The 21,750-nt window shown below is 70.9% G+C and carries 22 protein-coding genes; 19 read left to right on the forward strand and 3 right to left on the reverse strand.

The genetic code is table 11. The features are described 5' to 3' along the window. The first annotated feature begins 264 nt into the window (after positions 1-264). The 7 genes from hemL to ccsB all read left to right on the forward strand — a co-directional run bounded on the left by hemL (position 265) and on the right by ccsB (position 8,091). On the forward strand, positions 265-1,581 hold the full coding sequence (gene hemL, locus AB0E77_RS24390; protein ID WP_361573944.1) for a glutamate-1-semialdehyde 2,1-aminomutase: 1,317 nt from the start codon (positions 265-267) through the stop codon (positions 1,579-1,581). 38 nt (positions 1,582-1,619) lie between these two features. Then, positions 1,620-2,267: a histidine phosphatase family protein gene (locus AB0E77_RS24395; protein WP_361573986.1), complete on the forward strand. Its 648-nt coding sequence runs from the start codon at positions 1,620-1,622 to the stop codon at positions 2,265-2,267. 175 nt (positions 2,268-2,442) lie between these two features. Continuing rightward, complete coding sequence (locus AB0E77_RS24400) at positions 2,443-3,711, forward strand: hypothetical protein (RefSeq protein ID WP_361573946.1); 1,269 nt, start codon at positions 2,443-2,445, stop codon at positions 3,709-3,711. 66 nt (positions 3,712-3,777) lie between these two features. Continuing rightward, positions 3,778-4,428 (forward strand): TlpA disulfide reductase family protein, encoded by a 651-nt coding sequence (locus tag AB0E77_RS24405; RefSeq protein WP_361573948.1) that lies wholly within the window; start codon positions 3,778-3,780, stop codon positions 4,426-4,428. A 1-nt stretch (position 4,429) separates the two neighbouring features. Next, a complete protein-coding gene (locus AB0E77_RS24410; protein ID WP_361573950.1) occupies positions 4,430-5,203 on the forward strand; it encodes a cytochrome c biogenesis protein CcdA in 774 nt (257 codons plus the stop codon). A 3-nt stretch (positions 5,204-5,206) separates the two neighbouring features. Next, on the forward strand, positions 5,207-6,949 hold the full coding sequence (locus tag AB0E77_RS24415; RefSeq protein WP_361573952.1) for a cytochrome c biogenesis protein ResB: 1,743 nt from the start codon (positions 5,207-5,209) through the stop codon (positions 6,947-6,949). Beyond that, positions 6,946-8,091, forward strand: coding sequence for a c-type cytochrome biogenesis protein CcsB (ccsB, locus tag AB0E77_RS24420; RefSeq protein ID WP_361573954.1), 1,146 nt, complete (start codon positions 6,946-6,948; stop codon positions 8,089-8,091). Before AB0E77_RS24415 ends, ccsB begins: the two co-directional genes overlap by 4 nt. Positions 8,092-8,150: 59 nt before the next feature. On the opposite strand, the gene AB0E77_RS24425 is transcribed toward ccsB, so the two are convergent. After that, complete coding sequence (locus tag AB0E77_RS24425) at positions 8,151-9,362, reverse strand: hypothetical protein (RefSeq protein ID WP_361573956.1); 1,212 nt, start codon at positions 9,360-9,362, stop codon at positions 8,151-8,153. 137 nt (positions 9,363-9,499) lie between these two features. Continuing rightward, positions 9,500-10,099, reverse strand: coding sequence for a TetR/AcrR family transcriptional regulator (locus AB0E77_RS24430; protein WP_361573958.1), 600 nt, complete (start codon positions 10,097-10,099; stop codon positions 9,500-9,502). A gap of 135 nt (positions 10,100-10,234) precedes the next feature. Between AB0E77_RS24430 and AB0E77_RS24435 the strand changes: the two genes are divergently transcribed. Both AB0E77_RS24435 and AB0E77_RS24440 read left to right on the forward strand, forming a co-directional pair. Then, a complete protein-coding gene (locus AB0E77_RS24435; protein ID WP_361573960.1) occupies positions 10,235-10,864 on the forward strand; it encodes a hypothetical protein in 630 nt (209 codons plus the stop codon). 143 nt (positions 10,865-11,007) lie between these two features. After that, a complete protein-coding gene (locus AB0E77_RS24440; protein WP_361573961.1) occupies positions 11,008-12,897 on the forward strand; it encodes a protein kinase in 1,890 nt (629 codons plus the stop codon). Positions 12,898-12,909: 12 nt separating this feature from the next. On the opposite strand, the gene AB0E77_RS24445 is transcribed toward AB0E77_RS24440, so the two are convergent. Further along, positions 12,910-13,269 carry a PLD nuclease N-terminal domain-containing protein gene (locus AB0E77_RS24445; RefSeq protein WP_361573963.1) on the reverse strand — a complete coding sequence of 120 codons (360 nt, stop codon included), beginning with the start codon at positions 13,267-13,269 and terminating at the stop codon, positions 12,910-12,912. An 88-nt stretch (positions 13,270-13,357) separates the two neighbouring features. Between AB0E77_RS24445 and AB0E77_RS24450 the strand changes: the two genes are divergently transcribed. The 10 genes from AB0E77_RS24450 to AB0E77_RS24495 all read left to right on the forward strand — a co-directional run bounded on the left by AB0E77_RS24450 (position 13,358) and on the right by AB0E77_RS24495 (position 21,624). Next, positions 13,358-14,815, forward strand: coding sequence for a menaquinone biosynthesis decarboxylase (locus AB0E77_RS24450; RefSeq protein WP_361573965.1), 1,458 nt, complete (start codon positions 13,358-13,360; stop codon positions 14,813-14,815). Positions 14,816-14,826: 11 nt separating this feature from the next. Next, on the forward strand, positions 14,827-15,738 hold the full coding sequence (gene mqnP / locus AB0E77_RS24455; RefSeq protein WP_361573988.1) for a menaquinone biosynthesis prenyltransferase MqnP: 912 nt from the start codon (positions 14,827-14,829) through the stop codon (positions 15,736-15,738). A gap of 31 nt (positions 15,739-15,769) precedes the next feature. Further along, entirely contained in the window at positions 15,770-16,456 is a 687-nt protein-coding gene (locus tag AB0E77_RS24460; RefSeq protein WP_361573967.1) for a UbiX family flavin prenyltransferase, read from the forward strand. Positions 16,457-16,567: 111 nt separating this feature from the next. After that, on the forward strand, positions 16,568-17,023 hold the full coding sequence (locus AB0E77_RS24465; protein ID WP_361573969.1) for an Lrp/AsnC family transcriptional regulator: 456 nt from the start codon (positions 16,568-16,570) through the stop codon (positions 17,021-17,023). A gap of 58 nt (positions 17,024-17,081) precedes the next feature. Beyond that, complete coding sequence (mqnE, locus tag AB0E77_RS24470; RefSeq protein WP_361573971.1) at positions 17,082-18,245, forward strand: aminofutalosine synthase MqnE; 1,164 nt, start codon at positions 17,082-17,084, stop codon at positions 18,243-18,245. A 167-nt stretch (positions 18,246-18,412) separates the two neighbouring features. Then, the gene (locus AB0E77_RS24475) at positions 18,413-19,054 is read left to right on the forward strand and encodes a UdgX family uracil-DNA binding protein (protein WP_361573973.1); all 642 of its coding nucleotides are present in this window, start codon (positions 18,413-18,415) and stop codon (positions 19,052-19,054) included. Between the two features lie 16 nt (positions 19,055-19,070). After that, positions 19,071-19,595, forward strand: coding sequence for a GNAT family N-acetyltransferase (locus AB0E77_RS24480; RefSeq protein WP_361573975.1), 525 nt, complete (start codon positions 19,071-19,073; stop codon positions 19,593-19,595). A gap of 101 nt (positions 19,596-19,696) precedes the next feature. Further along, complete coding sequence (locus tag AB0E77_RS24485) at positions 19,697-19,996, forward strand: DUF4229 domain-containing protein (protein ID WP_361573977.1); 300 nt, start codon at positions 19,697-19,699, stop codon at positions 19,994-19,996. A 139-nt stretch (positions 19,997-20,135) separates the two neighbouring features. After that, on the forward strand, positions 20,136-20,237 hold the full coding sequence (locus AB0E77_RS24490; protein ID WP_318213912.1) for a putative leader peptide: 102 nt from the start codon (positions 20,136-20,138) through the stop codon (positions 20,235-20,237). A 73-nt stretch (positions 20,238-20,310) separates the two neighbouring features. Further along, positions 20,311-21,624 (forward strand): dicarboxylate/amino acid:cation symporter, encoded by a 1,314-nt coding sequence (locus tag AB0E77_RS24495; protein WP_361573990.1) that lies wholly within the window; start codon positions 20,311-20,313, stop codon positions 21,622-21,624. Positions 21,625-21,750 lie beyond the last annotated feature (126 nt).

The raw sequence follows: 21,750 nt of genomic DNA on the forward strand, positions 1-21,750 counted from the left end.
CATCGTGTCAGTGACCTCCCCCACGGCCGCCCGCCGAAACGTGCGGTGAACATCTGGCCGTCACACGGCCGTCATATGCCCGCGGGAGCCGGCGGCCCCGGTCCGCGCCGCCCGCATTGAGCTGCGTGGAAGGGCTCCAGTCTGGCAGACGGCACGGCGTTCGGGCGGGTTGTCTACCCTGAACGAGGTCACCCTGGGCAACCAGAGCCGGAGCAGGGTCCGAGAAGTCGGAGAAGGTCGAGAAGGTCGGAGACGTCGCAGGTCATGAGCGAACTGGCATATCCATACGAAGCACCGGCCTCGCAGGCTCTGTTCGACCGGGCGGCGGCCGTCACGCCGGGCGGGGTGAACTCCCCGGTGCGGGCGTTCCGCGCCGTCGGCGGCGCGCCCCGGTTCATGGTGTCCGGCACCGGGCCGTATCTGACCGACGCGGACGGGCGGGAGTACGTCGACCTCGTCTGTTCCTGGGGGCCGATGATCCTCGGGCACGCGCACCCCGAGGTGGTCGCCGCCGTGCAGGAGGCGGTCGCGCGCGGGACGTCGTTCGGCACGCCCGCCGAGGGTGAGGTCGCCCTGGCCGAGGCCATGGTCGAGCGGGTCGCGCCGCTGGAGCAGGTGCGGCTCGTGTCCAGCGGGACCGAGGCGACGATGTCGGCGATCCGGCTCGCCCGCGGCTTCACGCAGCGCACCAAGGTGATCAAGTTCGCCGGGTGCTACCACGGGCACGTCGACTCGCTGCTCGCCGCCGCCGGCTCCGGCGTCGCCACGTTCGCGCTGCCCGACACGCCGGGCGTCACCGGCGCCCAGGCGAGCGACACGATCGTGCTGCCGTACAACGACCTGGAGGCCGTGCACGCCGCCTTCGCGGCGCACCCCGGTGAGATCGCCTGCGTGATCACCGAGGCGTCGCCGGGCAACATGGGCGTCGTGCCGCCGCTGCCCGGTTTCAACCAGGGGCTCAAGGACGCGTGCGCGGCGGGTGGCGCACTGTTCGTCTCCGACGAGGTCATGACCGGGTTCCGGACGAGTCGCGCCGGGTGGTTCGGGGTGGAGGGCGTCGTCCCCGACCTCATGACCTTCGGCAAGGTCATGGGCGGCGGGTTCCCCGCCGCCGCGTTCGGCGGACGGGCCGACGTCATGGCGCACCTCGCGCCCGCCGGGCCCGTCTACCAGGCCGGCACCCTCTCCGGGAACCCGGTCGCCACCGCCGCCGGGCTCGCCCAGCTGCGGCTCCTCGACGACGCCGCGTACGCCAAGGTCAACGCCGTGTCCGAGCAGATCCAGGGGCTCGTCACCGAGGCGCTGAGCAAGGAGGGCGTCGCGCACACCCTCCAGAACGCCTCCAACATGTTCTCCGTGTTCTTCACCGACCGGCCGGTCACCGACTACGACGGGGCCAGGGCGCAGGACTCCTTCCGGTACACCGCGTTCTTCCACTCGCTGCTCGCGAACGGCGTCTATCTGCCGCCGTCCTCCTTCGAGTCCTGGTTCGTGTCCACCGCCCACGACGAGCGGGCCGTCCAGCGCATCGCCGACGCCCTTCCGGCGGCCGCCCGCGCGGCTGCGGAGGCGACCGCGTGAGCGCCGGGGAGAAGGACGAGCTGACCGTCGTCCACGTGATGCGGCACGGCGAGGTCGAGAACCCGACCGGCGTGCTCTACGGCCGGCTGCCCGGCTACCACCTGTCCGAGCTGGGCCGGCGCATGGCCGACCGGGTCGCCGATCACCTCGCCCCGCGCGATGTGACGTACGTCGTGGCCTCCCCGCTGGAGCGGGCCCAGGAGACGGCGACGCCGATCGCCAAGGCGCACGGTCTCGACCTGGACACCGACGAGCGGCTCATCGAGGCCGACAACGTCTTCCAGGGCAAGACCTTCGGCATCGGCGACGGCGCGCTGCGCCGGCCCGCCAACTGGAAGCACGTCGTCAACCCCTTCAAGCCGTCCTGGGGCGAGCCGTACGTCGACCAGGTGGTGCGGATGATGGGCGCGCTGAACGCCGCCAAGGACCGGGCACGCGGCCACGAGGCCGTCGTCGTCAGCCACCAGCTGCCGATCTGGATCCTGCGGTCGTACGTCGAGCGGCGCCGGCTGTGGCACGACCCGCGCAAGCGGCAGTGCACGCTGGCGTCCCTGACGACGTTCACGTTCCGGGGCGACCGGATCGTGTCCGTCGGCTACACCGAGCCCGCCCGCGACCTCGTCCCGGCCCACCTCCTCGCGGGGGCCAAGCCGGTGAAGGGGCAGGGCAAGGCCTTCGGGGCCTGACGGCCACACGGCCCCCACCGCCGGCCGCGGCCGCCGTTCGCGAACCTCGTTACGGAATCCGCACAAGTATCCGGAACCCGCACGTTCGTCACGTCCTCTCACCCAGTGACCACCGAAGGACGTGACGAACGAGGTTGCGATGCGCACTTCCACCCGCACTCTCACCCGTAGGGGGATGCTCGGACTCGGAGCGGGCGCCGCGGCCGCCGTCGGTCTCGCGGGCTGCGGCTCCCACCCTTCGGGGGACGGCTCGCACCAGGCCGGCGACGCCGGGGGTTCCGAGCGGCCCTCGCCGTCCGGGAGCAGCGCGCCGGCCGCCCGGCCCATCGGCGACGGCTCGACGTCGTACACCGGCAAGCAGCCGCACCAGCCCGACGCGCCCGTGCCGCTGGAGCCCGGCGAGACCCCGCCGCAGTTCGTCGTCTTCTCCTGGGACGGCGCGGGGGAGGTCGGCAACGGCCTCTTCCCCCGCTTCCTCGACCTCGCCGAGGAGCACGGGGCGCACATGACCTTCTTCCTCTCGGGGCTGTATCTGCTGCCCGAGTCGAAGAAGCGCCTCTACGATCCGCCGAACAACCCGCGCGGCGCCTCGGACATCGGCTACCTCACCGACGACCACATCAAGGAGACGCTGAGGAACGTCCGCCGGGCCTGGCTGGACGGTCACGAGATCGGCACCCACTTCAACGGCCACTTCTGCGGCGGCAGCGGCACGGTCGGCAACTGGACGCCGGCCCAGTGGCGCAGCGAGATCGACCAGGCGAAGTCCTTCGTGAAGGAGTGGCGGACCAACAGCGGCTGGACCGACCTGCCGTCGCTGCCGTTCGACTACGACAAGGAACTCGTCGGCGGCCGCACGCCCTGTCTGCTCGGCCAGGACAGCCTGCTGCCCACCGCCCGCGAGCTGGGCTGGCGCTACGACGCCTCCTCACCCGGCGGCCGCCAGGTGTGGCCGGCGAAGAAGAACGGGATCTGGGACCTGCCGTTGCAGCAGATACCTTTCCCCGGACACTCCTTCGAGGTCCTCTCGATGGACTACAACATCCTCGCCAACCAGTCGCTCAACTCGACCAAGGCCCCCGCGCACAACTACCCGGGCTGGCGCGAACAGGCCACCAAAGCCTACATATCCGGCTTCAAGCGGGCATATGAGACGAACCGGGCACCCTTCTTCGTCGGCAACCACTTCGAGGAGTGGAACGGCGGCATCTACATGGACGCCGTCGAGAACGCCCTGAAGCACATCGCGCGGGAGAAGGAGAAGGGCGGGGACATACGACTCGTCTCCTTCCGGCAGTTCACCGACTGGCTGGACGTGCAGAAGCCCGAGGTGCTCGCCAAACTCCGCACCGTCGAGGTCGGGCAGCAGCCCGTCGGCGGCTGGAACACCTTCCTCGCGGACACCTCCACCGCGGGCTCGACCCCCTCCGGGAACGCCGCCTGAAATGCGGGTTTCCACCCGTGAGGGGGGTGTGCAAGATCCCCGGAACGGACATGCGAAACTTTTCACATGAGTGCCGCCAGCAGCGCCCCCCTGCGCTCGAACCGCACCGCCGTCCGCGTCCGTAGCCGGGCCGCCCTCGCCGTCGGCGCAGCCGCCGCGGCGCTGCTCGTGTCCGCGTGCAGCTCCGGCGGCACCTCGGGCGGCGGCGGTCAGACGGGCTTCATCACCGGCTCGGACGGCATCGCCACCGCGAAGAAGGGCGAACGCGCGGACGCCCCCGACCTGTCCGGCGAGACCGTCGACGGCGGCCAGGTCGACGTCGCCGACTACAAGGGCAAGGTCGTCGTCCTCAACGTCTGGGGATCCTGGTGCCCGCCCTGCCGGGCCGAGGCGAAGAACTTCGAGAAGGTCTACCAGGACGTCAAGGGCCAGGGCGTCCAGTTCGTCGGCATCAACACCCGCGACACCTCCACCGGCCCCGCCCGCGCCTTCGAGAAGGACTACGGGGTCACCTACCCGAGCCTGTACGACCCGAGCGGCAAGCTGCTGCTCCGCTTCGAGAAGGGCACCCTCAACCCCCAGGCCGTCCCCTCCACGCTCATCATCGACCGGGAGGGCAAGGTCGCCGCGCGCACCCTCCAGGCGCTCAGCGAGGAGAAGCTGCGCAAGATGCTCGACCCGTATCTCACGGACGACTCCGGCAAGTCGGAGAAGTGACGTGTCGGCAGCGATGACCCTCGCCGAGACGGCGGGCTACAACGGCACGGTGCTCAACGGCGCCCTGCTGGTCGCCCTGCCCATCGCCCTGCTCGGCGGCCTCGTCTCCTTCTTCTCCCCCTGCGTCCTGCCCCTCGTCCCCGGCTACCTCTCCTATGTGACCGGGGTCACCGGCACGGACCTGGGCGAGGCCCGGCGCGGGCGCATGGTCGCCGGCGCCTCCCTCTTCGTCCTCGGCTTCACCGCCGTGTTCGTCTCCAGCGGGGCGCTGTTCGGCTACTTCGGCCAGACCCTGCAGGAGAACCGGGGCGTCCTGACCGACATCCTGGGCGCGTTCATGATCCTCATGGGCGTCTTCTTCATGGGCCTGATGCCCTGGCTCACCCAGCGCGAGTTCCGCTTCCACAAGAAGCCGGTGAACGGCCTGGTCGGTGCCCCGATACTCGGCGCGCTGTTCGGCATCGGCTGGACGCCCTGCATCGGCCCGACCCTCGCCTCCGTGCTGGCGCTCTCCGCCGACCAGGGCACTGCCGCCCGCGGCGCGGTACTGACCGTCGCCTACTGCCTCGGCCTCGGCGTCCCCTTCGTCCTCGCCGCGGTCGCCTTCCGCAAGGCGCTCGGTGCCTTCGGCTGGGTCAAGCGGCACTATGTCTGGGTGATGCGCGTCGGCGGCGTCATGATGATCGTGACCGGCCTGCTGCTGCTGACCGGCGTGTGGGACGGCCTCGTGCAGTCCATGCAGACCTGGTCCAACGGCTTCACTGTGGGGATCTGACTCGTGAGCACCACTTCGAAAACCGCCCCCGGGACCCCTCCCGGCAAGCAGCCGAAGGCCGACGGCGACAGCCAGGACCTCGGCGCCGCCGGCTCCCAGCTGTCCACCGCGCCCGCGGAGGAGACCCCGAACCTCCCCGCGCTCGGCGTGACCGGCTGGGCCCGCTGGTTCTGGCGCCAGCTCACCTCGATGCGCGTCGCCCTGATCCTGCTGCTGCTGGTGTCGCTGGGCGCGATCCCCGGGTCGCTGATCCCGCAGGACGGCGTCGACGCCGTGAAGGTCGAGGAGTTCCGCCAGAACCACGACATCCTGGCGCCGGTCTACGACAAGATCGGCTTCTTCCACGTCTACAGCTCGGTGTGGTTCTCCGCGATCTACATCCTGCTGTTCGTCTCCCTCATCGGCTGCATCGTCCCGCGTACCTGGCAGTTCGTCGGCCAGCTCCGCGGCCGTCCGCCCCGCGCCCCCCGCCGCCTGGACCGGCTGCCCGCCTACACCACCTGGCGCACCGGCGCCGAGCCCGAGGAGGTCCGCGAGGCCGCGCTGAAGCTACTGAAGAAGCGCCGCTTCCGCGCGGACGCCGCCGGCGACGCGGTCGCCGCCGAGAAGGGCTACCTGCGTGAGGTCGGCAACCTCGCCTTCCACATCGCGCTGATCGTGATGCTGGTCGCGTTCGCCTGGGGCCAGCTGTTCAAGTACGAGGGCAACAAGCTGGTCCTCGAGGGCGACGGCTTCTCCAACACCCTCACGCAGTACGACGACTTCAAGTCCGGCAACCTCTTCGACCCGGACCACGACCTGGCCCCCTTCAGCTTCACCCTGAAGGACTTCCACGGCACCTACGAGGCGACCGGCCCCAACCGCGGCACCCCGCGCGTCTACGAGGCCAAGGTCACCTACAGCGAGGGCGCCGACGGCGCCGAGAAGTCGAAGACCGTCGAGGTCAACAAGCCGCTGAACATCGACGGCTCCAAGGTCTACCTCGTCAGCCACGGCTACGCCCCCGTCCTCACCGTCAAGGACGCCAAGGGCGACGTGGTGATGGACAAGCAGGCGGTGGCCCTGCTGCCGCTGGACGGCAACGTCACCTCCTCCGGCGCCGTCAAGGTCATGGACGGCTACCGCAACGCCAAGGGCGAGAAGGAACAGCTCGGCTTCAACGCCTTCTTCCTGCCGACCTACGGCGGCGAGGGCAGCACGATGCTCTCCACCTTCCCGGCGCTGATCAACCCGATGCTCGCCCTCTCCGCCTACCACGGCGACCTCGGTGTGGACGCGGGCATCCCGCAGAGCATCTACCAGCTCGACAAGACCAACCTGAAGGAGTTCAAGGACTCCGACGGCAAGCTGTTCAAGAAGCAGCTCAAGGTCGGCGAGACCATGACCCTCCCGAACGGCGCCGGCACGGTCACCTTCGACGGCGTCCAGGAGTGGGCCGGCTTCCAGGTCACCCGGCAGCCCGCCAGCGGCTGGGCGCTCGGCGGCGCGGTCGTCGCCATCCTCGGTCTGGCCGGCTCCCTGTTCATCCAGCGCCGCCGCGTGTGGGTGCGGGCCGTCAAGGGCGACGACGGTGTCACGGTCGTCGAGATGGCCGGCCTCGGCCGCAGCGAGTCCGCGAAGGTACCCGAGGAACTCGGCGAACTGGCCGGGGTCCTGTACGAGCAGGCGCCCGGCGCACCCGACGCCGATGCCGAATCCGAAACCCCCGATCCCCGAGTCGTACCTGCCGAAGGGGCTGAGAAGTGACTCTCGCCGCCGCAACAGAGGCCGCAACGGAGTTGGCCGCCGCCACCAACGAGCATCTCGCGAACCTCAGCAACACGCTGATCTACTCCGCGATGGCCGTCTACACCCTGGCCTTCTTCGCGTACATCGCCGAGTGGCTCTTCGGCAGCCGCAGCAAGGTCGGCCGCACCGCCGCCGCGCTGACCGCCACGGCCGAGGCGAAGGCCGAGGCCGCCCCGGCGGTCACCGTCAACAAGGCCGGCGGCACCGCCGTCCTGGAGCGGCCGAAGGTCGTCGTGCGCACGGCGGCCGGCTCCCGCGACGTGCCGGACGGGCCGGGCGCCCACGGCGGCACGGAGAAGGGCGACCTCTACGGGCGGATCGCCATCTCGCTCACGGTCCTCGCCTTCGCCCTCGAGGCCGGCGGCGTGGTCGCCCGCGCCCTGTCGGTGGAGCGGGCGCCGTGGGGCAACATGTACGAGTTCAACATCACGTTCACGACGGTCGCCGTCGGCGTGTACCTGGCGCTGCTCGCGCTGAAGAAGAACATCCGCTGGCTCGGGCTGCCCCTGATCACCACGGTGCTGCTGGACCTGGGCCTCGCCGTCACGGTCCTCTACACCGCGAGCGACCAGCTGGTCCCGGCGCTGCACTCGTACTGGCTGTACATCCACGTGTCGACGGCGATCTTCTGCGGCGCCGTCTTCTACGTCGGTGCCGTCTCCACGATCCTGTACCTGTTCAAGGACTCGTTCGAGAACAAGCTCGCCTCCGGCGGCACCCCCGGCCGCTTCGCCAACTCGGTCCTGGACCGGCTGCCCGCCGCCGCGTCCCTGGACAAGTTCGCGTACCGCGTCAACGCCGCCGTCTTCCCGCTGTGGACGTTCACGATCATCGCCGGCGCGATCTGGGCGGGCGACGCCTGGGGCCGCTACTGGGGCTGGGACCCCAAGGAGACCTGGTCGTTCATCACGTGGGTCGCCTACGCCTGCTACCTGCACGCCCGCGCGACGGCCGGCTGGAAGGGCCGCAAGGCCGCCTACCTGGCCCTGGCCGCGTTCGCCTGCTGGCTGTTCAACTACTACGGCGTGAACATCTTCGTCTCCGGCAAGCACTCCTACGCCGACGTCGGCCTGGGCGCGCTCCAGTCGGTCGGCTTCTGACCCACCGGGCCGCGAAGAGGCCGGTTCCCGCGACCCCGGGGCGCGGGAACCGGCCTTCGTCATTCCCGCCCGGGAGCCGTCGCGATCTCGGCCAGGAGGTCGTAGTACTCCGCCGGACGGGCCTCGAAGTCGGTCCGCGCCGCCAGCCCCTCCGGGTCACCGTCCGCCCCCCGGAGCAGGTCGACGGACACCTGCGCGAACCGTGCCCGCACACCGGCCCGTTCGGCCTCGTCCAGCAGCCCGCGCAGCCCGGCCACGGCCGTCGCCGCGCGCCGGCGCTCCTCGGGTCCGGCGTCCAGCATGCGGCGCCACCCCGCCGCGGGTGCTGCGTCGGCCAGCCGTCGTTCCAGCCCCGCGGCCAGCTCACCGCCCGCCTCCGCCACGGTCCGCGCCGCCGGTCCGGCCTCCACCAGCACCCGCAGCTCCTTCAGCAGCGCGACCGTCCGCGGCCCGGGCCGGTCCGCGTCCAGCCGCACCGTAGTGTCCCGCGACACCGCGTCGGCCGTGCGCCGCGCGGCGTCCCACACCGTCTCGGCCGCACCCCGCCCCAGCCCGCAGGTCTGCGCGACCCCCCACGCCCCGGCCTCGAGCACGTCCCGCACACTGCGGACGCCGTGCCGCTCCAGCTCCTTCACCGGCAGACGCCTTCCGGCGGTCCTGCGCAGCCGCGCGACCGGCAGGTCACCCAGCCGCTCACGCACCGCGTCCCGGTGGAGGGACTCCCACGTGCTCCGTACCGCCTCCACCGCGCGCGCGTGGTCCCGGGACACCCGGACGGCGGCCTCCCGCAGCTCCTCCGCCCGGCGGACGACCCTCCTGCGCACGCCGCCGAGACGGTAGAGGGAGCGGATGTTCCCGCCGACGAGACCCACGCTCAGCAGGAGCAGTCCCGGGATGATCAGGTTGTCGGAGAGCTCGATCGCGTCGTCGATGGCCTTCTCGTCGTCGGGGGAGTAAAGCCGGCCCTTGTCCGGCCCCACGGCGACGACGAATCCCGTGTCCCAGCCGAGGCCGGTCCCCGGCTTGTACAGCGGCGCCTTGAGGTCCGGTGACCGGTCCGGGTCGCAGCGGTACGGTCCCTCCCGCTCGACGAGCCGGTACGGGTCGCTCCACCGCACGGTGCAGGTGCCGTCGCCTTCCTCCTGAAGGACGGTCAGGTCCACCTGCCGGAGCTCGGGATACTCGGGCGTCCGCGCGTACACCACCGCGGACAGGGCGAACAGCACCACTCCCAGTGTGACGAACCACCGGAAAACAGGCACGTGCTTCATTCCGGCCCCCTGCCCTCGCCGACGCGGCCCCCGCCGCCCGCTCAGCCTGCCCGCCCGGCCCGGGCCCTTCAAGGACGGACGGCGGCAAGGACGGGGCCCCGCGCCTGCCGGACCCCGGCAGTCACCGCCGGGCCCGGTCAGCTCCCGTCCGCGCTCACCGTCCGCCAGATCCGCTCCGGCAGGACGCGTGCGGCCTCGTCAAGGTCGATGTCGCCGAGGGTCAGCCAGCGGCGGGACGCGCCGATGACGGGGCCGAGGACGAGGGACTCGAGCAGGGGCGGGGAGAGCGGCGCGATCTCCCCCTTGTCCACGTACCGCTGGAGCCAGCCCGCCAGGGGTGTCAGCCTGGCCTCCTGGGCGTCACGGAGCTGCTTGGCCTGGGCCATGCCGAGACGGTCGGCGCGGGACGAGTGCAGGAGCCGGCCCGCCTCCGGGTGGTCCCGGACGAAGGACAGGTAGGCGCGCACCAGGGCGCGGACGCCGGTCCGGGCGGTGCGGGAGCGCTCCAGCGCGGTGAGCATCTCGCCCAGCAGCCGCTCCAGCCACCGCACCAGCAGCGCGTTGACGAGGCCGTCGATGCTCCCGAAGTGGTGGTAGAGGCTGCCCAGGCTCACACCGCTGGCCCTGGTCACCGCGTTGACGGTCAGACCCTGCTCCCCCTCTTCGCCGTACAGGCGCAGAGCGGTGTCCAGGAGCAGTTCGACAGTGGCCTCACCTCGTTGTTGCTTGGGGCTCATGGGGCGACCGTTCTCTGCTGGGACCGTGAGGACCAGGGTAAAGCAACGTTCCGGCTGGGCCTCCGTCTGTGAAATTCTAGAGCAGCTTTCTAGAAAAAGACTCCGGTACGGAGAAGGCGCGAGCACACTGTGCGCATGTCTGGATCAGGATCAGGGATCCCCACCGTTCTCAGGTCGCGCCGCACCGCCCGGGCCAGGGGCGCGGCGGCCGCCGCCGTGGTCGCGCTGTTAGTACTGCCGGCCGCCGGATGCGAGGGCGACGACGCGTCGTCCACCGGGTCCGGGTCGTCGTCCTACGAGACCGCCACCGAGGATCCGTACACCGAAGACCCCTACGGCGAGGACCCGTACACGGAGGACCCGTACACCGAGGACACGGCCGACGAAGAACCGGAGGAAGAGGATCCGTCCACGGAGGACCCGTACGAGGACCCGTACGAGGACCCGTACGAGGATTCGTATGAGGACCCCTACGCGCCCGAGAGCGAGGCGCCCGACCCCTACGAGTCGGGCACCTGCCTCAACGGGACGCTGCCGGACTCCACGACCGCGCAGGAGGTCGACGACGTCGAGGAGGTCGACTGCTCGGCATCGGACGCCCACTACCAGGTGATCCAGACCTTCCCCATGACGTCCGACATGAGCGCGTGCGACGACAACCCCCGCACCGAGTACGCGTTCTCCTACCGCTACACCCTCAACGGAGCGGCCATCAACGAGTACGTGTACTGCCTGGTCGGACTCGGCTCGTATGCACGGAGTTGAAACAGCTTTCTAGAAGTAACTTTCAATCCGGGGCAGGATGGTGACAGACTGTCCGCCTGGCCGGGCCCGTGTCCGTCCGTACGACCCGGGGGGGAACGTACGGGCAACGGGCCCGGCCGGACCGGTCGTTGAACGGGGAGAGTGTGAACGGGGAAGCCGGGTTCGGCCTCGCGGGCAGCGGGGCCGTGCCACTGGAGGACGGGGACCCGCGGCGGATCGGACCGATCCCGTTGCTCGGCCGGCTCGGAGCCGGCGGCATGGGCCGGGTCTATCTGGGCGTCCACGAGCGGCGGTTCGCCGCCGTCAAGCAGCTCCTGCCGTCGATCGTCGCCGAGGACGAGGGCTTCCTGCGTCGCTTCGGCCACGAACTCGACAACCTCGCCCGCTTACCGGAGAAGGCCACCGCCCCGCTCCTGACGGGCGACCGCGCCGCCCGGCCCCCGTGGTTCGCCACCGCCTACGTCCCCGGGCTCACCCTGGCCGAGGCCCTCGACGTGCACGGCGGCCCCCTGCCGGCCGAGGCGCTGTGGCTGCTGCTGCGGGAGGCCGCCGCCGGGCTCGCCGCGGTGCACGCGCTGGACATGGTGCACCGGGACCTCAAGCCGTCCAACGTGATGCTCACCCTCGACGGCCTCACCCTCATCGACTTCGGTGTGGCCCGCGCCGCCGAGCAGAGCCGCCTCACCCGCACCGGCATGGTCGTCGGCACCCCGGCCTACATGTCGCCCGAACAGGCCTCGGGCTCCCGGGGGTCCACCGGCGCCGTCGACGTCTTCGCGCTCGGCTCGGTGCTGGCGTACGCGGCGACCGGCAGGCCGCCCTTCGGTGACGAGTCCGGCCATGCCGTGCTCTACCGCGTCGTGCACGAGGAGCCCGACCTCGACGCCGTGCGCGAGATCGACGCGGACCTCGCCGACGTCGTCGCCGCCTGCCTGGACAAGGACTACGAGGGCCGTCCCACCGCCGCCGAACTCGTCGAACGGGCGGAGGCGCACGGCCCGTTCCGGCCGCCGCTGTGGCCCGAGGCCGTCACGGAGCAGCTCGCCGAGCGCGCGGCCTTCGCCGCGCGGGTCCCGGACGAGAAGGACCTGCCCGCGACCGCGGCCGAACCCGAGCCCGAGCCGGGCCCCGCCTCGTCCGGTGCCGTGCCCGTCGTCACCACCGACGGCCGGCCCCCGTCCGGCCGGCCCGCACCCGAGCGGCGGCGCCGTACGCGGTTCGTCCTCGCCGCCGTCCCCGTCGTGCTGGTCGTCGGGACGACCCTCACCGTCCAGCTCCTGCCGCACACCTCCGACTCCGGCGCCCACGCGGACGGCACGCGGTCGCCGGCCGCCTCCGGCCCCGCGGCCCCGACGACCGCGGGGCCGGACGCGACGCCGGGCCGGTCGTCCTCGCCCTCGCCCTCTCCGTCGTCCGGCAAGGAGAAGGCGCGGAAGGACGACGGGAAGCGGGAAGGGGAGAAGGACGGCACGGCGGCCCGGGGCGACGACGGATCGGCCTCCGGCACGGGGCCGGGGGGCACCGGCGCCGCGGGAGACTCCGGCGGCGGACCGGGCGGCCCGGCACAGGCGGGCGGGTCGGGCGGGTCGGCGGCGTCCGGCGGGTCCGGGTCGTCCGGCGACGGCTCCTCGGGCGGCTCGTCCGGGTCCGGTGGCGGCACGCCCTCCACGGGCAGCTTCATGCTGAAGAACGCCGCCAACGGCAAGTGCCTGACCGCCAACTACTACTACAGCCCCTACGACGGCGCCTGCTCCGGTGACGCCGCCTCCTGGTCCTTCCAGTCCATGCCGGGCGGCACGGTCCGGATCGTCAGCGGCTTCTCGGGCCAGTGTCTCTACGCCTCACAGCTCAAGAGCCCCGTCCTCGCGTACACCTGCGGCGGCACCTCCGGCCAGGAGTGGCGCCAGGGCTCGGGCGGCACGATCCGCAACGCCGCCACGGGGGGCTGTCTCGCCATGGGCTCGTTCAGCGGCAGCGGAGTGACCAACGAGACCTGCGACGGCTCCGCCGCCCAGCGCTGGAGCAGGATCTGAGCGAGGGGCGGTTCAGTCGCCCCGCGGGTCGTCGTCCCGGTCCGTGTCCCGGTCCCGGTCCGTGCCCTTGTCCCGGTCGCGGTCCGTGCCCTTGTCCCGGTCCTCGCCGAGGGACTTCAGGAAGTCGGGGTTGTCGTCCGGCGCCACCCACTGCCCGCGGCCCCCGCCCTGCCGGGGCGCGGTGCCGACCGGCTGGCGCTTCTTGCCCGCGATGATCCAGGAGATCGAGCCGACCAGCGGGAACAGCAGCACGAGGATCGCCCACAGCGGCTTGGGCATGTGGCGGATGTCCTCGTCCTTCGTGCTGATGCAGTCGATGAACGCGTACACGCTCAACGCCAGTGGCACGAGGAACATCAGCACCCGGAGCATGGGGCCTCTCCAGCTCAAGCGGTGGGCGGGGACGCGTCACGGCCCCCAGGTACAGGGCCAGGGTAGCCGCTCGGGGATACTGGACCGCATGGCTTACGACGATCTTCGCTCCCTGCTCAGGGCGCTGGAGCGCGAGGGCGACCTCAAGCGCATCAAGGCCGAGGTGGATCCGTACCTGGAGGTCGGGGAGATCGTCGACCGGGTGAACAAGGCCGGCGGTCCCGCCCTGCTCTTCGAGAACGTGAAGGGCTCGGCGATGCCGCTGGCCATGAACGTCTTCGGGACCGACCGGCGCCTGCTCAAGGCCCTCGGCCTGAAGTCGTACGGCGACATCTCCGACAAGATCGGCGGACTGCTGAAGCCCGAGCTGCCGCAGGGCTTCGTCGGCATGCGGGAGGCCTTCGGCAAGCTCGGCACGATGACGCACGTGCCGCCGAAGAAGGTGAAGCCGGGCAGCGCGCCCGTCCAGGAGGTCGTCCTCACCGGCGACGACGTGGACCTCGACCGGCTCCCCGCCCTCTTCACCTGGCCGGACGACGGCGGCTCCTTCTTCAACCTGGGCCTCACCCACACCAAGGACCCGGAGACCGGCATCCGGAACCTGGGCCTGTACCGGCTCCAGCGCCACGACAAGCGCACCATCGGCATGCACTGGCAGATCCACAAGGACAGCCGGAACCACTACCAGGTCGCCGCCCGGCGCGGCGAGCGCCTGCCCGTCGCCATCGCCTTCGGCTGCCCGCCCGCCGTCACCTACGCATCCACCGCACCACTGCCCGGCGACATCGACGAGTACCTCTTCGCGGGCTTCGTGCAGGGCAAGCGGATCGAGATGGTCGACTGCAAGACCGTGCCGCTCCAGGTCCCGGCCCATGCCGAGGTCGTCCTCGAAGGCTGGCTGGAGCCCGGCGAGATGCTGCCCGAGGGCCCCTTCGGCGACCACACCGGCTTCTACACCCCGCAGGAGCCCTTCCCGGCCCTGACGATCGACTGCGTGACGATGCGCAAGCGCCCGCTGCTCCAGTCGATCGTGGTCGGGCGGCCCCCGACGGAGGACGGCCCGCTCGGCCGCGCGACGGAGCGCTTCTTCCTCCCGCTCCTCAAGATCATCGTCCCGGACATCGTGGACTACCACCTCCCCGAGGCCGGCGGCTTCCACAACTGTGCGATCGTCTCGATCGACAAGAAGTACCCCAAACACGCCCAGAAGGTGATGCACGCCATCTGGGGTGCGCACATGATGTCCCTGACCAAGCTGATCGTGGTCGTCGACTCCGACTGCGACGTCCACGACCTGCACGAGGTCGCCTGGCGCGCGCTCGGCAACACCGACTACGCCCGCGACCTCACCGTCGTCGAAGGCCCGGTCGACCATCTCGACCACGCCTCCTACCAGCAGTTCTGGGGAGGCAAGGCGGGCATCGACGCGACGAAGAAGCTGCCCGAGGAGGGGTACACACGGGACGGGGGCTGGCCGGACATGGTGCTGTCCGACCCGGAAACACACGATCGAGTGACAAGGCGTTGGAAGGAATACGGACTGTGAGCAGCGAGGCCATTCTTGGCGAGGGCAGCGCGAAGCATGGTCCCCGCCGACGCGGGGGTGTTCCGGCGTTCCTGCGCCTCGTGATGATCGAGCACTCGGTCTTCGCGCTGCCCTTCGCCTACATCGCCTCCCTCACCGCGATGTACGAGTGGGACAGGAACATCCACTGGGGCCGGCTGCTCCTGGTCACGGTCGCCATGGTCGGCCTGCGCACCTTCGCGATGGCGGTCAACCGGATCATCGACCGCGAGATCGACGCCCGTAACCCGCGCACCGCCCACCGCGAGCTGGTCACCGGGGCGATGTCGGTCCGGCACGCCTGGACCGGCGCGCTCGTCGCCCTCGTCGTCTTCCTCGGCGCGGCGGCCCTGCTCAACCCGCTGTGCCTGGCCCTCGCACCCGTCGCCGTCGTCCCGATGGTGGTCTATCCGTACGGCAAGCGGTTCACGAACTTCCCGCAGGCCATCCTCGGCCTCGCCCAGGCCATGGGCCCCGTCGGCGGCTGGCTGGCGATCAGCGGGAGCTGGTCCTGGGACGCGGTGATCCTCGGCCTCGCGGTCGGCATCTGGATCGGCGGCTTCGACCTGATCTACGCCTGCCAGGACGTCGAGACCGACCGGCAGGTCGGCGTGAAGTCGGTCCCGGCCCGCTTCGGCGTCCCCGCGGCCATCTGGGGCGCCCGCGCCTGCCACACCGTCACCACCGGCCTGTTCGCCTGGTACGCCGTCGCCACCGGCGCCGGCGCCTTCTTCTGGCTCGGCCTGGTCGTCGTCGCGGGCGCCTTCGTCTACGAGCACACGATCGTCCGCCCGCACGACCTGTCCCGCCTGAACAGGGCGTTCTTCAGCGTCAACGGCTTCATCGGCATCGCACTCTTCGTGTGCGCGCTGCTCGATCTGCTGGTTCGGGGCCTCACCGTCTGAATACTCGGAGCCTGCGGCTAGGCTCGACATCATGAAGCCAGGACAGACGCAGCGCACGCCTTGGATCGTGGGGGTGTCGGGAGCGTCCGGTACGCCGTACGCGGCGTCCGTGCTGCGGGCGCTGCTCGCGGCCGGCGAGAGCGTCGACCTGGTGGTCAGCCGGGCCTCGCGGCTCACCCTGCTCGACGAGACCGGCCTCTCCTTCCGCGACGCCCACTGGCAGCAGGACCTGCGCGAGTGGCTGGCCCGCGGAGCCGACGGCAAGCCGGGCACCTTCGACGTCGGCCTCGACGGCGACCGGGTGCGGCACTGGAGCGCGGGCGACCTCGCGGCCGGGCCGTCCTCGGGGTCGTACCCCGCCAAGGGCATGCTGATCGTGCCCGCGTCCACGGACTGCGTGGCCGGGGTCGCGTTGGGGCTGTCCAAGGACCTGCTGCAGCGGTCGGCGAGCGTGACCCTGAAGGAAGGGCGCAAGCTGGTCGTGGCCGTGCGGGAGACCCCGCTGGACGGCCGGACCCTGCGGAACCTGGTGACCCTGGACGACGCCGGCGCGGTCGTGGTGCCCGCGTCCCCGGCCTTCTACGCGGGGGCCACGCACATCCAGGACCTGGTCGACTTCGTCGCCGGACGCGTCCTCGACGCGGCGGGCGTCGAGCACGGCCTGTACCGCCGCTGGCGCGGCGAGCTGGGCGGAGGGTCGCGCAGCACCACCGGTTGACCCGAGCACGCCCACGACGGACCCACGAGCGACGGACCCACGAACCACACCCCGAGCACCATCTCCCCCCACACGTATCTTCAGACCTCTTCAGCGGAAGGCTTCGATCGCATGGACGCGGTGGACAGGCAGCTCATCCAGGCCCTGAGGGAGAACGGCCGGGCCTCCTACGCGGAGCTGGGACGCCTCGTCGGACTGTCGGGACCCAGCGTCACCGACCGCATCAACCGGCTGGAGGCGGCCGGTGTCATCACCGGCTACCGGGCCACCGTCGACTCGGCCTCGCTGGGCCTCGGCGTCACCGCCCTGGTCGGCGTCTCGCTCTCCGACGCCGCCGACCACGAGGACGTCGCGCAGCGGCTGCGGGACCTGCGGGAGATCGAGGACTGCTGGTTCATCGCCGGCGACGACTCCTACATGCTCAAGGTGCGCGCGGCCGACGTGGACGGCCTGGAGAGCATCATCCGCCGGCTGTCCGGCACGAAGGGCGTCTCCCGGACCCGTACCACCATCGTGCTCTCCACCAAGTGGGAGAACCGGGTGGGCGAGCTGCCCGAAGAAGTGTAGGGCGCGGGGCGTACGGTTTACGGGGTCTGACGGACCCTGTCGGAGAAAGAGGTATCGCATGGACGCCGGGCTCAAGCGGGAGCTGGAGCAGAAGGTCCGCTCCGGTGAGCGGCTGACCCGCGAGGACGGCATCGCGCTGTACGAGTCGGACGACCTCGCCTGGCTCGGCGGCCTCGCGCACGAGGTGCGGACGCGGAAGAACGGCGACGTCGTCCACTTCAACGTCAACCGGCACCTCAACATGACCAACGTGTGCACGGCCTCCTGCGCCTACTGCTCCTTCCAGCGCAAGCCGGGGGAGAAGGACGCGTACACGATGCGCATCGAGGAGGCGGTGAAGCTCGCCAAGGAGATGGAGAGCGAGAACCTCACCGAGCTGCACATCGTCAACGGCCTCCACCCGAACCTGCCGTGGCGCTACTACCCGCGCTCGCTGCGCGAGCTGAAGGCCGCGCTGCCGAACGTGTCGCTGAAGGCGTTCACGGCCACGGAGATCCACCACTTCGAGACCATCTCCGGGATGTCGGCCTCCGACATCCTGGACGAGCTGATCGACGCCGGTCTGGAGTCGCTGACCGGCGGCGGCGCCGAGATCTTCGACTGGGAGGTGCGGCAGCACATCGTCGACCACCGCACCCACTGGGAGGACTGGTCGCGCATCCACCGACTGGCGCACGAGAAGGGGCTCAAGACCCCGTGCACCATGCTCTACGGCCACATCGAGGAGCCGCGCCACCGCGTGGACCACGTGCTGCGGCTGCGCGAGCTCCAGGACGAGACGAACGGCTTCCAGGTCTTCATCCCGCTGCGCTACCAGCACGACTTCGTGGACATGAAGGACGGCAAGGTCAGGAACCGGCTCCAGGCGCGGACGCAGATGGCGACCGGCGCGGAGGCGTTGAAGACCTTCGCGGTGTCGCGGCTGCTGTTCGACAACGTCCCGCACGTCAAGGTCTTCTGGGTCATGCACGGCGTCCAGACGGCGCAGCTGGCGCTCCAGCACGGCGCGGACGACATGGACGGGTCGGTCGTCGAGTACAAGATCACGCACGACGCGGACGACTTCGGCACCCCGAACAAGCTGACGCGCGAGGATCTGCTGGACCTGATCCGCGACGCGGGCTTCCGGCCGGTGGAGCGGAACACGCGGTACGAGATCATCCGCGAGTTCGAGGGTCCCGACCCGGCGCGCCGGGAGTCGCCGCAGCCGATGCGGGTCTGAAGCGGGCGGTGCGGATCCGACGCCGGGTACGGGCAGCGCGTGGTTGATCGCGCAGTTCCCCGCGCCCCTTCGGGGCACGTCCACCGGACGGGAACTGCGCGATCAGCCACGGACCACCCGCACCCGGCGTCGGATCCGAACCGCCCCCGGCGGGTACCCGCAACCCCATGACCCCCGAGGACGACTACACCGCACAACCCTTCGTCCCGAAACGCGGCCGCAGTCTCACCGCCCTCCGCGAAGCCGCCGCCGACTGCCGCGGCTGCCCCCTGCACAGGGCCGCCACCCAGACCGTGTTCGGCGCCGGCAAGGCGTCCGCTCGCGTCATGCTCGTCGGCGAGCAGCCCGGCGACCAGGAGGACCGCCGGGGCAAGCCCTTCGTCGGCCCCGCCGGCAAGCTCCTCGACCGGGCGCTGGCCGACGCCGGCATCGACCCGGCGGACGCGTACGTCACCAACGCCGTCAAGCACTTCAAGTTCACGCAGGCCGAGCCCCGCAAGCGCCGTATCCACAAGGAGCCCACCCTGCGCGAGTCGGCGGCGTGCGGGCCGTGGCTGGCGGCCGAGCTGGCCCTGGTGGAGCCCGAGCTGATCGTCGTGCTGGGCGCCACCGCCGGCAAGGCGCTGCTCGGCTCGTCGTTCCGGGTCACGCAGGTGCGCGGCACCGTGCTGGAGGAGGAGATCCACGGGCGCCCCGAGATGCTGGTGCCCACGGTGCACCCCTCCGCGGTGCTGCGGGCGGACGACAGGGAGGGCGCCTACCGGGGCCTGGTCGCCGATCTGGAGGTGGCGGCACGGGCCCTGTCGTAATAGGTAATATGCATGCGTGCCTCTTACCTTCACGCTCGACCCCGCCCTGACCCCCGAGCTGCGCGACGGCGTGCTCGATCTGTGGACCGACGTGTCCAACGCCGGCGGCTCCGTCGGCTTCGTCCCGCCGGTGAGCCGGGAGGACATACGGCCCGAGCTGGTCAAGCACATGGCGGCGATGGCCGAGGGCCGCACCCGGCTGCTCGTCGGCCACGACGAGGAGGGACGGGTGGCCGCCACCGCGTTCCTCGCCCTCAACACCCACCGGCTGATGGGCCACTGGCTGTGGCTCTACACGGTGATGGTCCACCCCCGCCACCAGGGCCGGGGCTACGGCCGGGACCTGATGGCCGCCGCCGCGGCCGCCGCCCGCGGCCTCGACGGCATCGAGGCGATCCGGCTCACCTGCCGGGGCGGACTCGGCCTCGAGCGGTTCTACGCGTCCTGCGGCTACAAGGAGGTCGGCCGGGTGCCCGGCGCGATCCGGGTGGCGCCGGGCGACGACCGGGACGACATCACGCTGCTGCTGCCGCTGGCCTGAGCGCGGGACCCCGGCTGTGGCGGGCGGGCTCCGGCGTGCTTCACTGGACGGTGCCCTTTTGGGTACGTTCTGGCCTCCCCCAAACGGAAGAGTGGATTGAGATGCTCCGCTACACGCTGATGCGCCTCGGGATCTTCGCGGGCTGCCTCGTGGCCGTCTGGGGCCTCGTCTACGCCGGTGTGTTCCCGCGCGGCCTCGGCGACTCCAACGGCATGTGGATCGTCCTGCTGTCCCTGGTCCTCTCCGCCCCCATCAGCTTCGTGGTGCTGCGCAAGGAGCGGGACCGCGCCTCCGTGCAGGTCGTGCAGCGGGTGGACCGCATGAAGGCCAACCTGGAGGCCAGCCGCGGCCAGGAGGATCTCGCCGACGACGCCGCCCGCACGCAGGGCCAGGCCTCGTAACCAGCGTCACATTCCCGAGCGCCCCGGTCTCCGAATCACAGGAAACCGGGGCGCTTTGGGTTTTACGGGCAGTAGTCCACTCCAGCCTCTCAAAGCCAGGCTTTGGGGGTCTCAAAGCATAAGTGTTAAAGTCGTACGCATGAAGCCAGCAGCCGCGCCCGCCACACCGCCGAGCCTCGGGCTCGTCGCGCGCCTGCACGTGGACCTCTGTCGGTGCGCGTCCGCGAACTGTCGCCCCTGACGTCCCTTCTCCTTCCGTCGTTCCCCACGTCAGCACCGCGCGTCCGTCCCCGCGTCCCGTCCCCCTACGGAGCCTGTCCGTGTCTTCCCTCACCAAGTCCTTCAAGGTGCCCTTCTGGGCCCAGATAATCGCCGGCCTCGTGCTCGGCGTCCTGCTGGGCTGGCTGGCCCGCAGCCAGGACGTCTCCTGGCTGGTCACCACCCTGGACAAGATCGGCGGCACCTTCATCGGCCTGCTGAAGCTGGCCGTCGCCCCGCTCGTCTTCTTCGCGATCCTCGTCTCGATCACCAACCTGCGGAAGGTCAACAACGCGGCCCGCCTCGCGTCGCGCACCCTCCTCTGGTTCATGATCACCTCCCTGATCGCGGTGGCCATCGGCCTCGTCATCGGTCTGGTCACCAACCCCGGCGCCGGCACCGGCCTCACCCCGGCCGACGGCGCCAAGCCCGAGCACACCGGCTCGTGGATCGACTTCCTGACCGGCATCGTGCCGACCGACGTCATCACACCGTTCACCGAACTGAACGTGCTCCAGATCGTCTTCATGGCCGCCGTCGCCGGTATCGCCGCGCTCCAGCTCGGCGAGAAGGCCCAGCCGATCCTGAACCTGAGCGAGTCGATCCTCGAACTCCTCCAGAAGGCCCTGTGGTGGGTCATCCGCCTGGCCCCGCTCGGCACCGTCGGCCTCATCGGCCGCGCCATCGCCACCTACGGCTGGGACCTGATCGGCAAGTACGCGACCTTCACCGCCGACATCTACGTCGGCTGCGCGATCGTCCTGTTCGTGGTCTACCCGGTGCTGCTCGCCACCGTCGCCAAGGCCAGCCCGCTCCAGTTCTTCAAGGGCGCCTGGCCCGCCATCCAGCTGGCCTTCGTCTCCCGGTCCTCCGTGGGCACCATGCCGCTGACCCAGAAGGTCACCGAGCGCCTCGGCGTGCCGAAGGAGTACGCGTCCTTCGCCGTGCCGTTCGGCGCGACCACCAAGATGGACGGCTGCGCCGCGATCTACCCGGCGATCGCCGCGATCTTCGTCGCGCAGATCTTCGGCATCGACCTCGGTGTCGGCGACTACCTGCTGATCGCCTTCGTGTCGGTGGTCGGCTCCGCCGCCACGGCCGGCCTCACCGGCGCCACGGTCATGCTGACGCTGACCCTGTCGACGCTGGGCCTGCCCATGGAGGGCGTCGGCCTCCTCCTCGCCATCGACCCGATCCTGGACATGATGCGCACCGCGACGAACGTCGCAGGCCAGGCGCTGGTTCCGGTCATCGTCTCCGCCCGCGAGGGGCTGCTCGACCGCAAGGCGTACGACGAGGCGCACAGCTCGCCGCTGGACGAGCCGGAGCCGTCGAAGCAGGACGCGGAGCCCGTCCCGGTCGCGGCCTGACCGCCCGGCCGAATCCTCACCCGCTCATGCCGGTGGCGTCCGGACGTGCTCACGAGCGCCGCCTCTATCAGAGGTGGCGAGAATCACGCTGTCGTCCGCCGCCGGATTTCATCATGCGGACGTCCG

Origin of the sequence: Streptomyces sp. NPDC032940 (assembly GCF_040636935.1) — a bacterium.
Lineage (GTDB): Bacteria > Actinomycetota > Actinomycetes > Streptomycetales > Streptomycetaceae > Streptomyces.

Coding starts and splice junctions, on each gene's coding strand:
- AB0E77_RS24425 (WP_361573956.1), bottom strand. CDS start 9,362: ATGAAGCACGTGCCTGTTTTCCGGTGGTTCGTCACACTGGGAGTGGTG.
- AB0E77_RS24405 (WP_361573948.1), top strand. CDS start 3,778: ATGAGTGCCGCCAGCAGCGCCCCCCTGCGCTCGAACCGCACCGCCGTC.
- AB0E77_RS24475 (WP_361573973.1), top strand. CDS start 18,413: ATGACCCCCGAGGACGACTACACCGCACAACCCTTCGTCCCGAAACGC.
- AB0E77_RS24400 (WP_361573946.1), top strand. CDS start 2,443: ATGCTCGGACTCGGAGCGGGCGCCGCGGCCGCCGTCGGTCTCGCGGGC.
- AB0E77_RS24485 (WP_361573977.1), top strand. CDS start 19,697: ATGCTCCGCTACACGCTGATGCGCCTCGGGATCTTCGCGGGCTGCCTC.
- hemL (WP_361573944.1), top strand. CDS start 265: ATGAGCGAACTGGCATATCCATACGAAGCACCGGCCTCGCAGGCTCTG.
- AB0E77_RS24435 (WP_361573960.1), top strand. CDS start 10,235: ATGTCTGGATCAGGATCAGGGATCCCCACCGTTCTCAGGTCGCGCCGC.
- AB0E77_RS24395 (WP_361573986.1), top strand. CDS start 1,620: ATGCGGCACGGCGAGGTCGAGAACCCGACCGGCGTGCTCTACGGCCGG.
- AB0E77_RS24445 (WP_361573963.1), bottom strand. CDS start 13,269: ATGCTCCGGGTGCTGATGTTCCTCGTGCCACTGGCGTTGAGCGTGTAC.
- AB0E77_RS24450 (WP_361573965.1), top strand. CDS start 13,358: ATGGCTTACGACGATCTTCGCTCCCTGCTCAGGGCGCTGGAGCGCGAG.
- AB0E77_RS24465 (WP_361573969.1), top strand. CDS start 16,568: ATGGACGCGGTGGACAGGCAGCTCATCCAGGCCCTGAGGGAGAACGGC.
- mqnE (WP_361573971.1), top strand. CDS start 17,082: ATGGACGCCGGGCTCAAGCGGGAGCTGGAGCAGAAGGTCCGCTCCGGT.
- AB0E77_RS24490 (WP_318213912.1), top strand. CDS start 20,136: ATGAAGCCAGCAGCCGCGCCCGCCACACCGCCGAGCCTCGGGCTCGTC.
- AB0E77_RS24460 (WP_361573967.1), top strand. CDS start 15,770: ATGAAGCCAGGACAGACGCAGCGCACGCCTTGGATCGTGGGGGTGTCG.
- AB0E77_RS24430 (WP_361573958.1), bottom strand. CDS start 10,099: ATGAGCCCCAAGCAACAACGAGGTGAGGCCACTGTCGAACTGCTCCTG.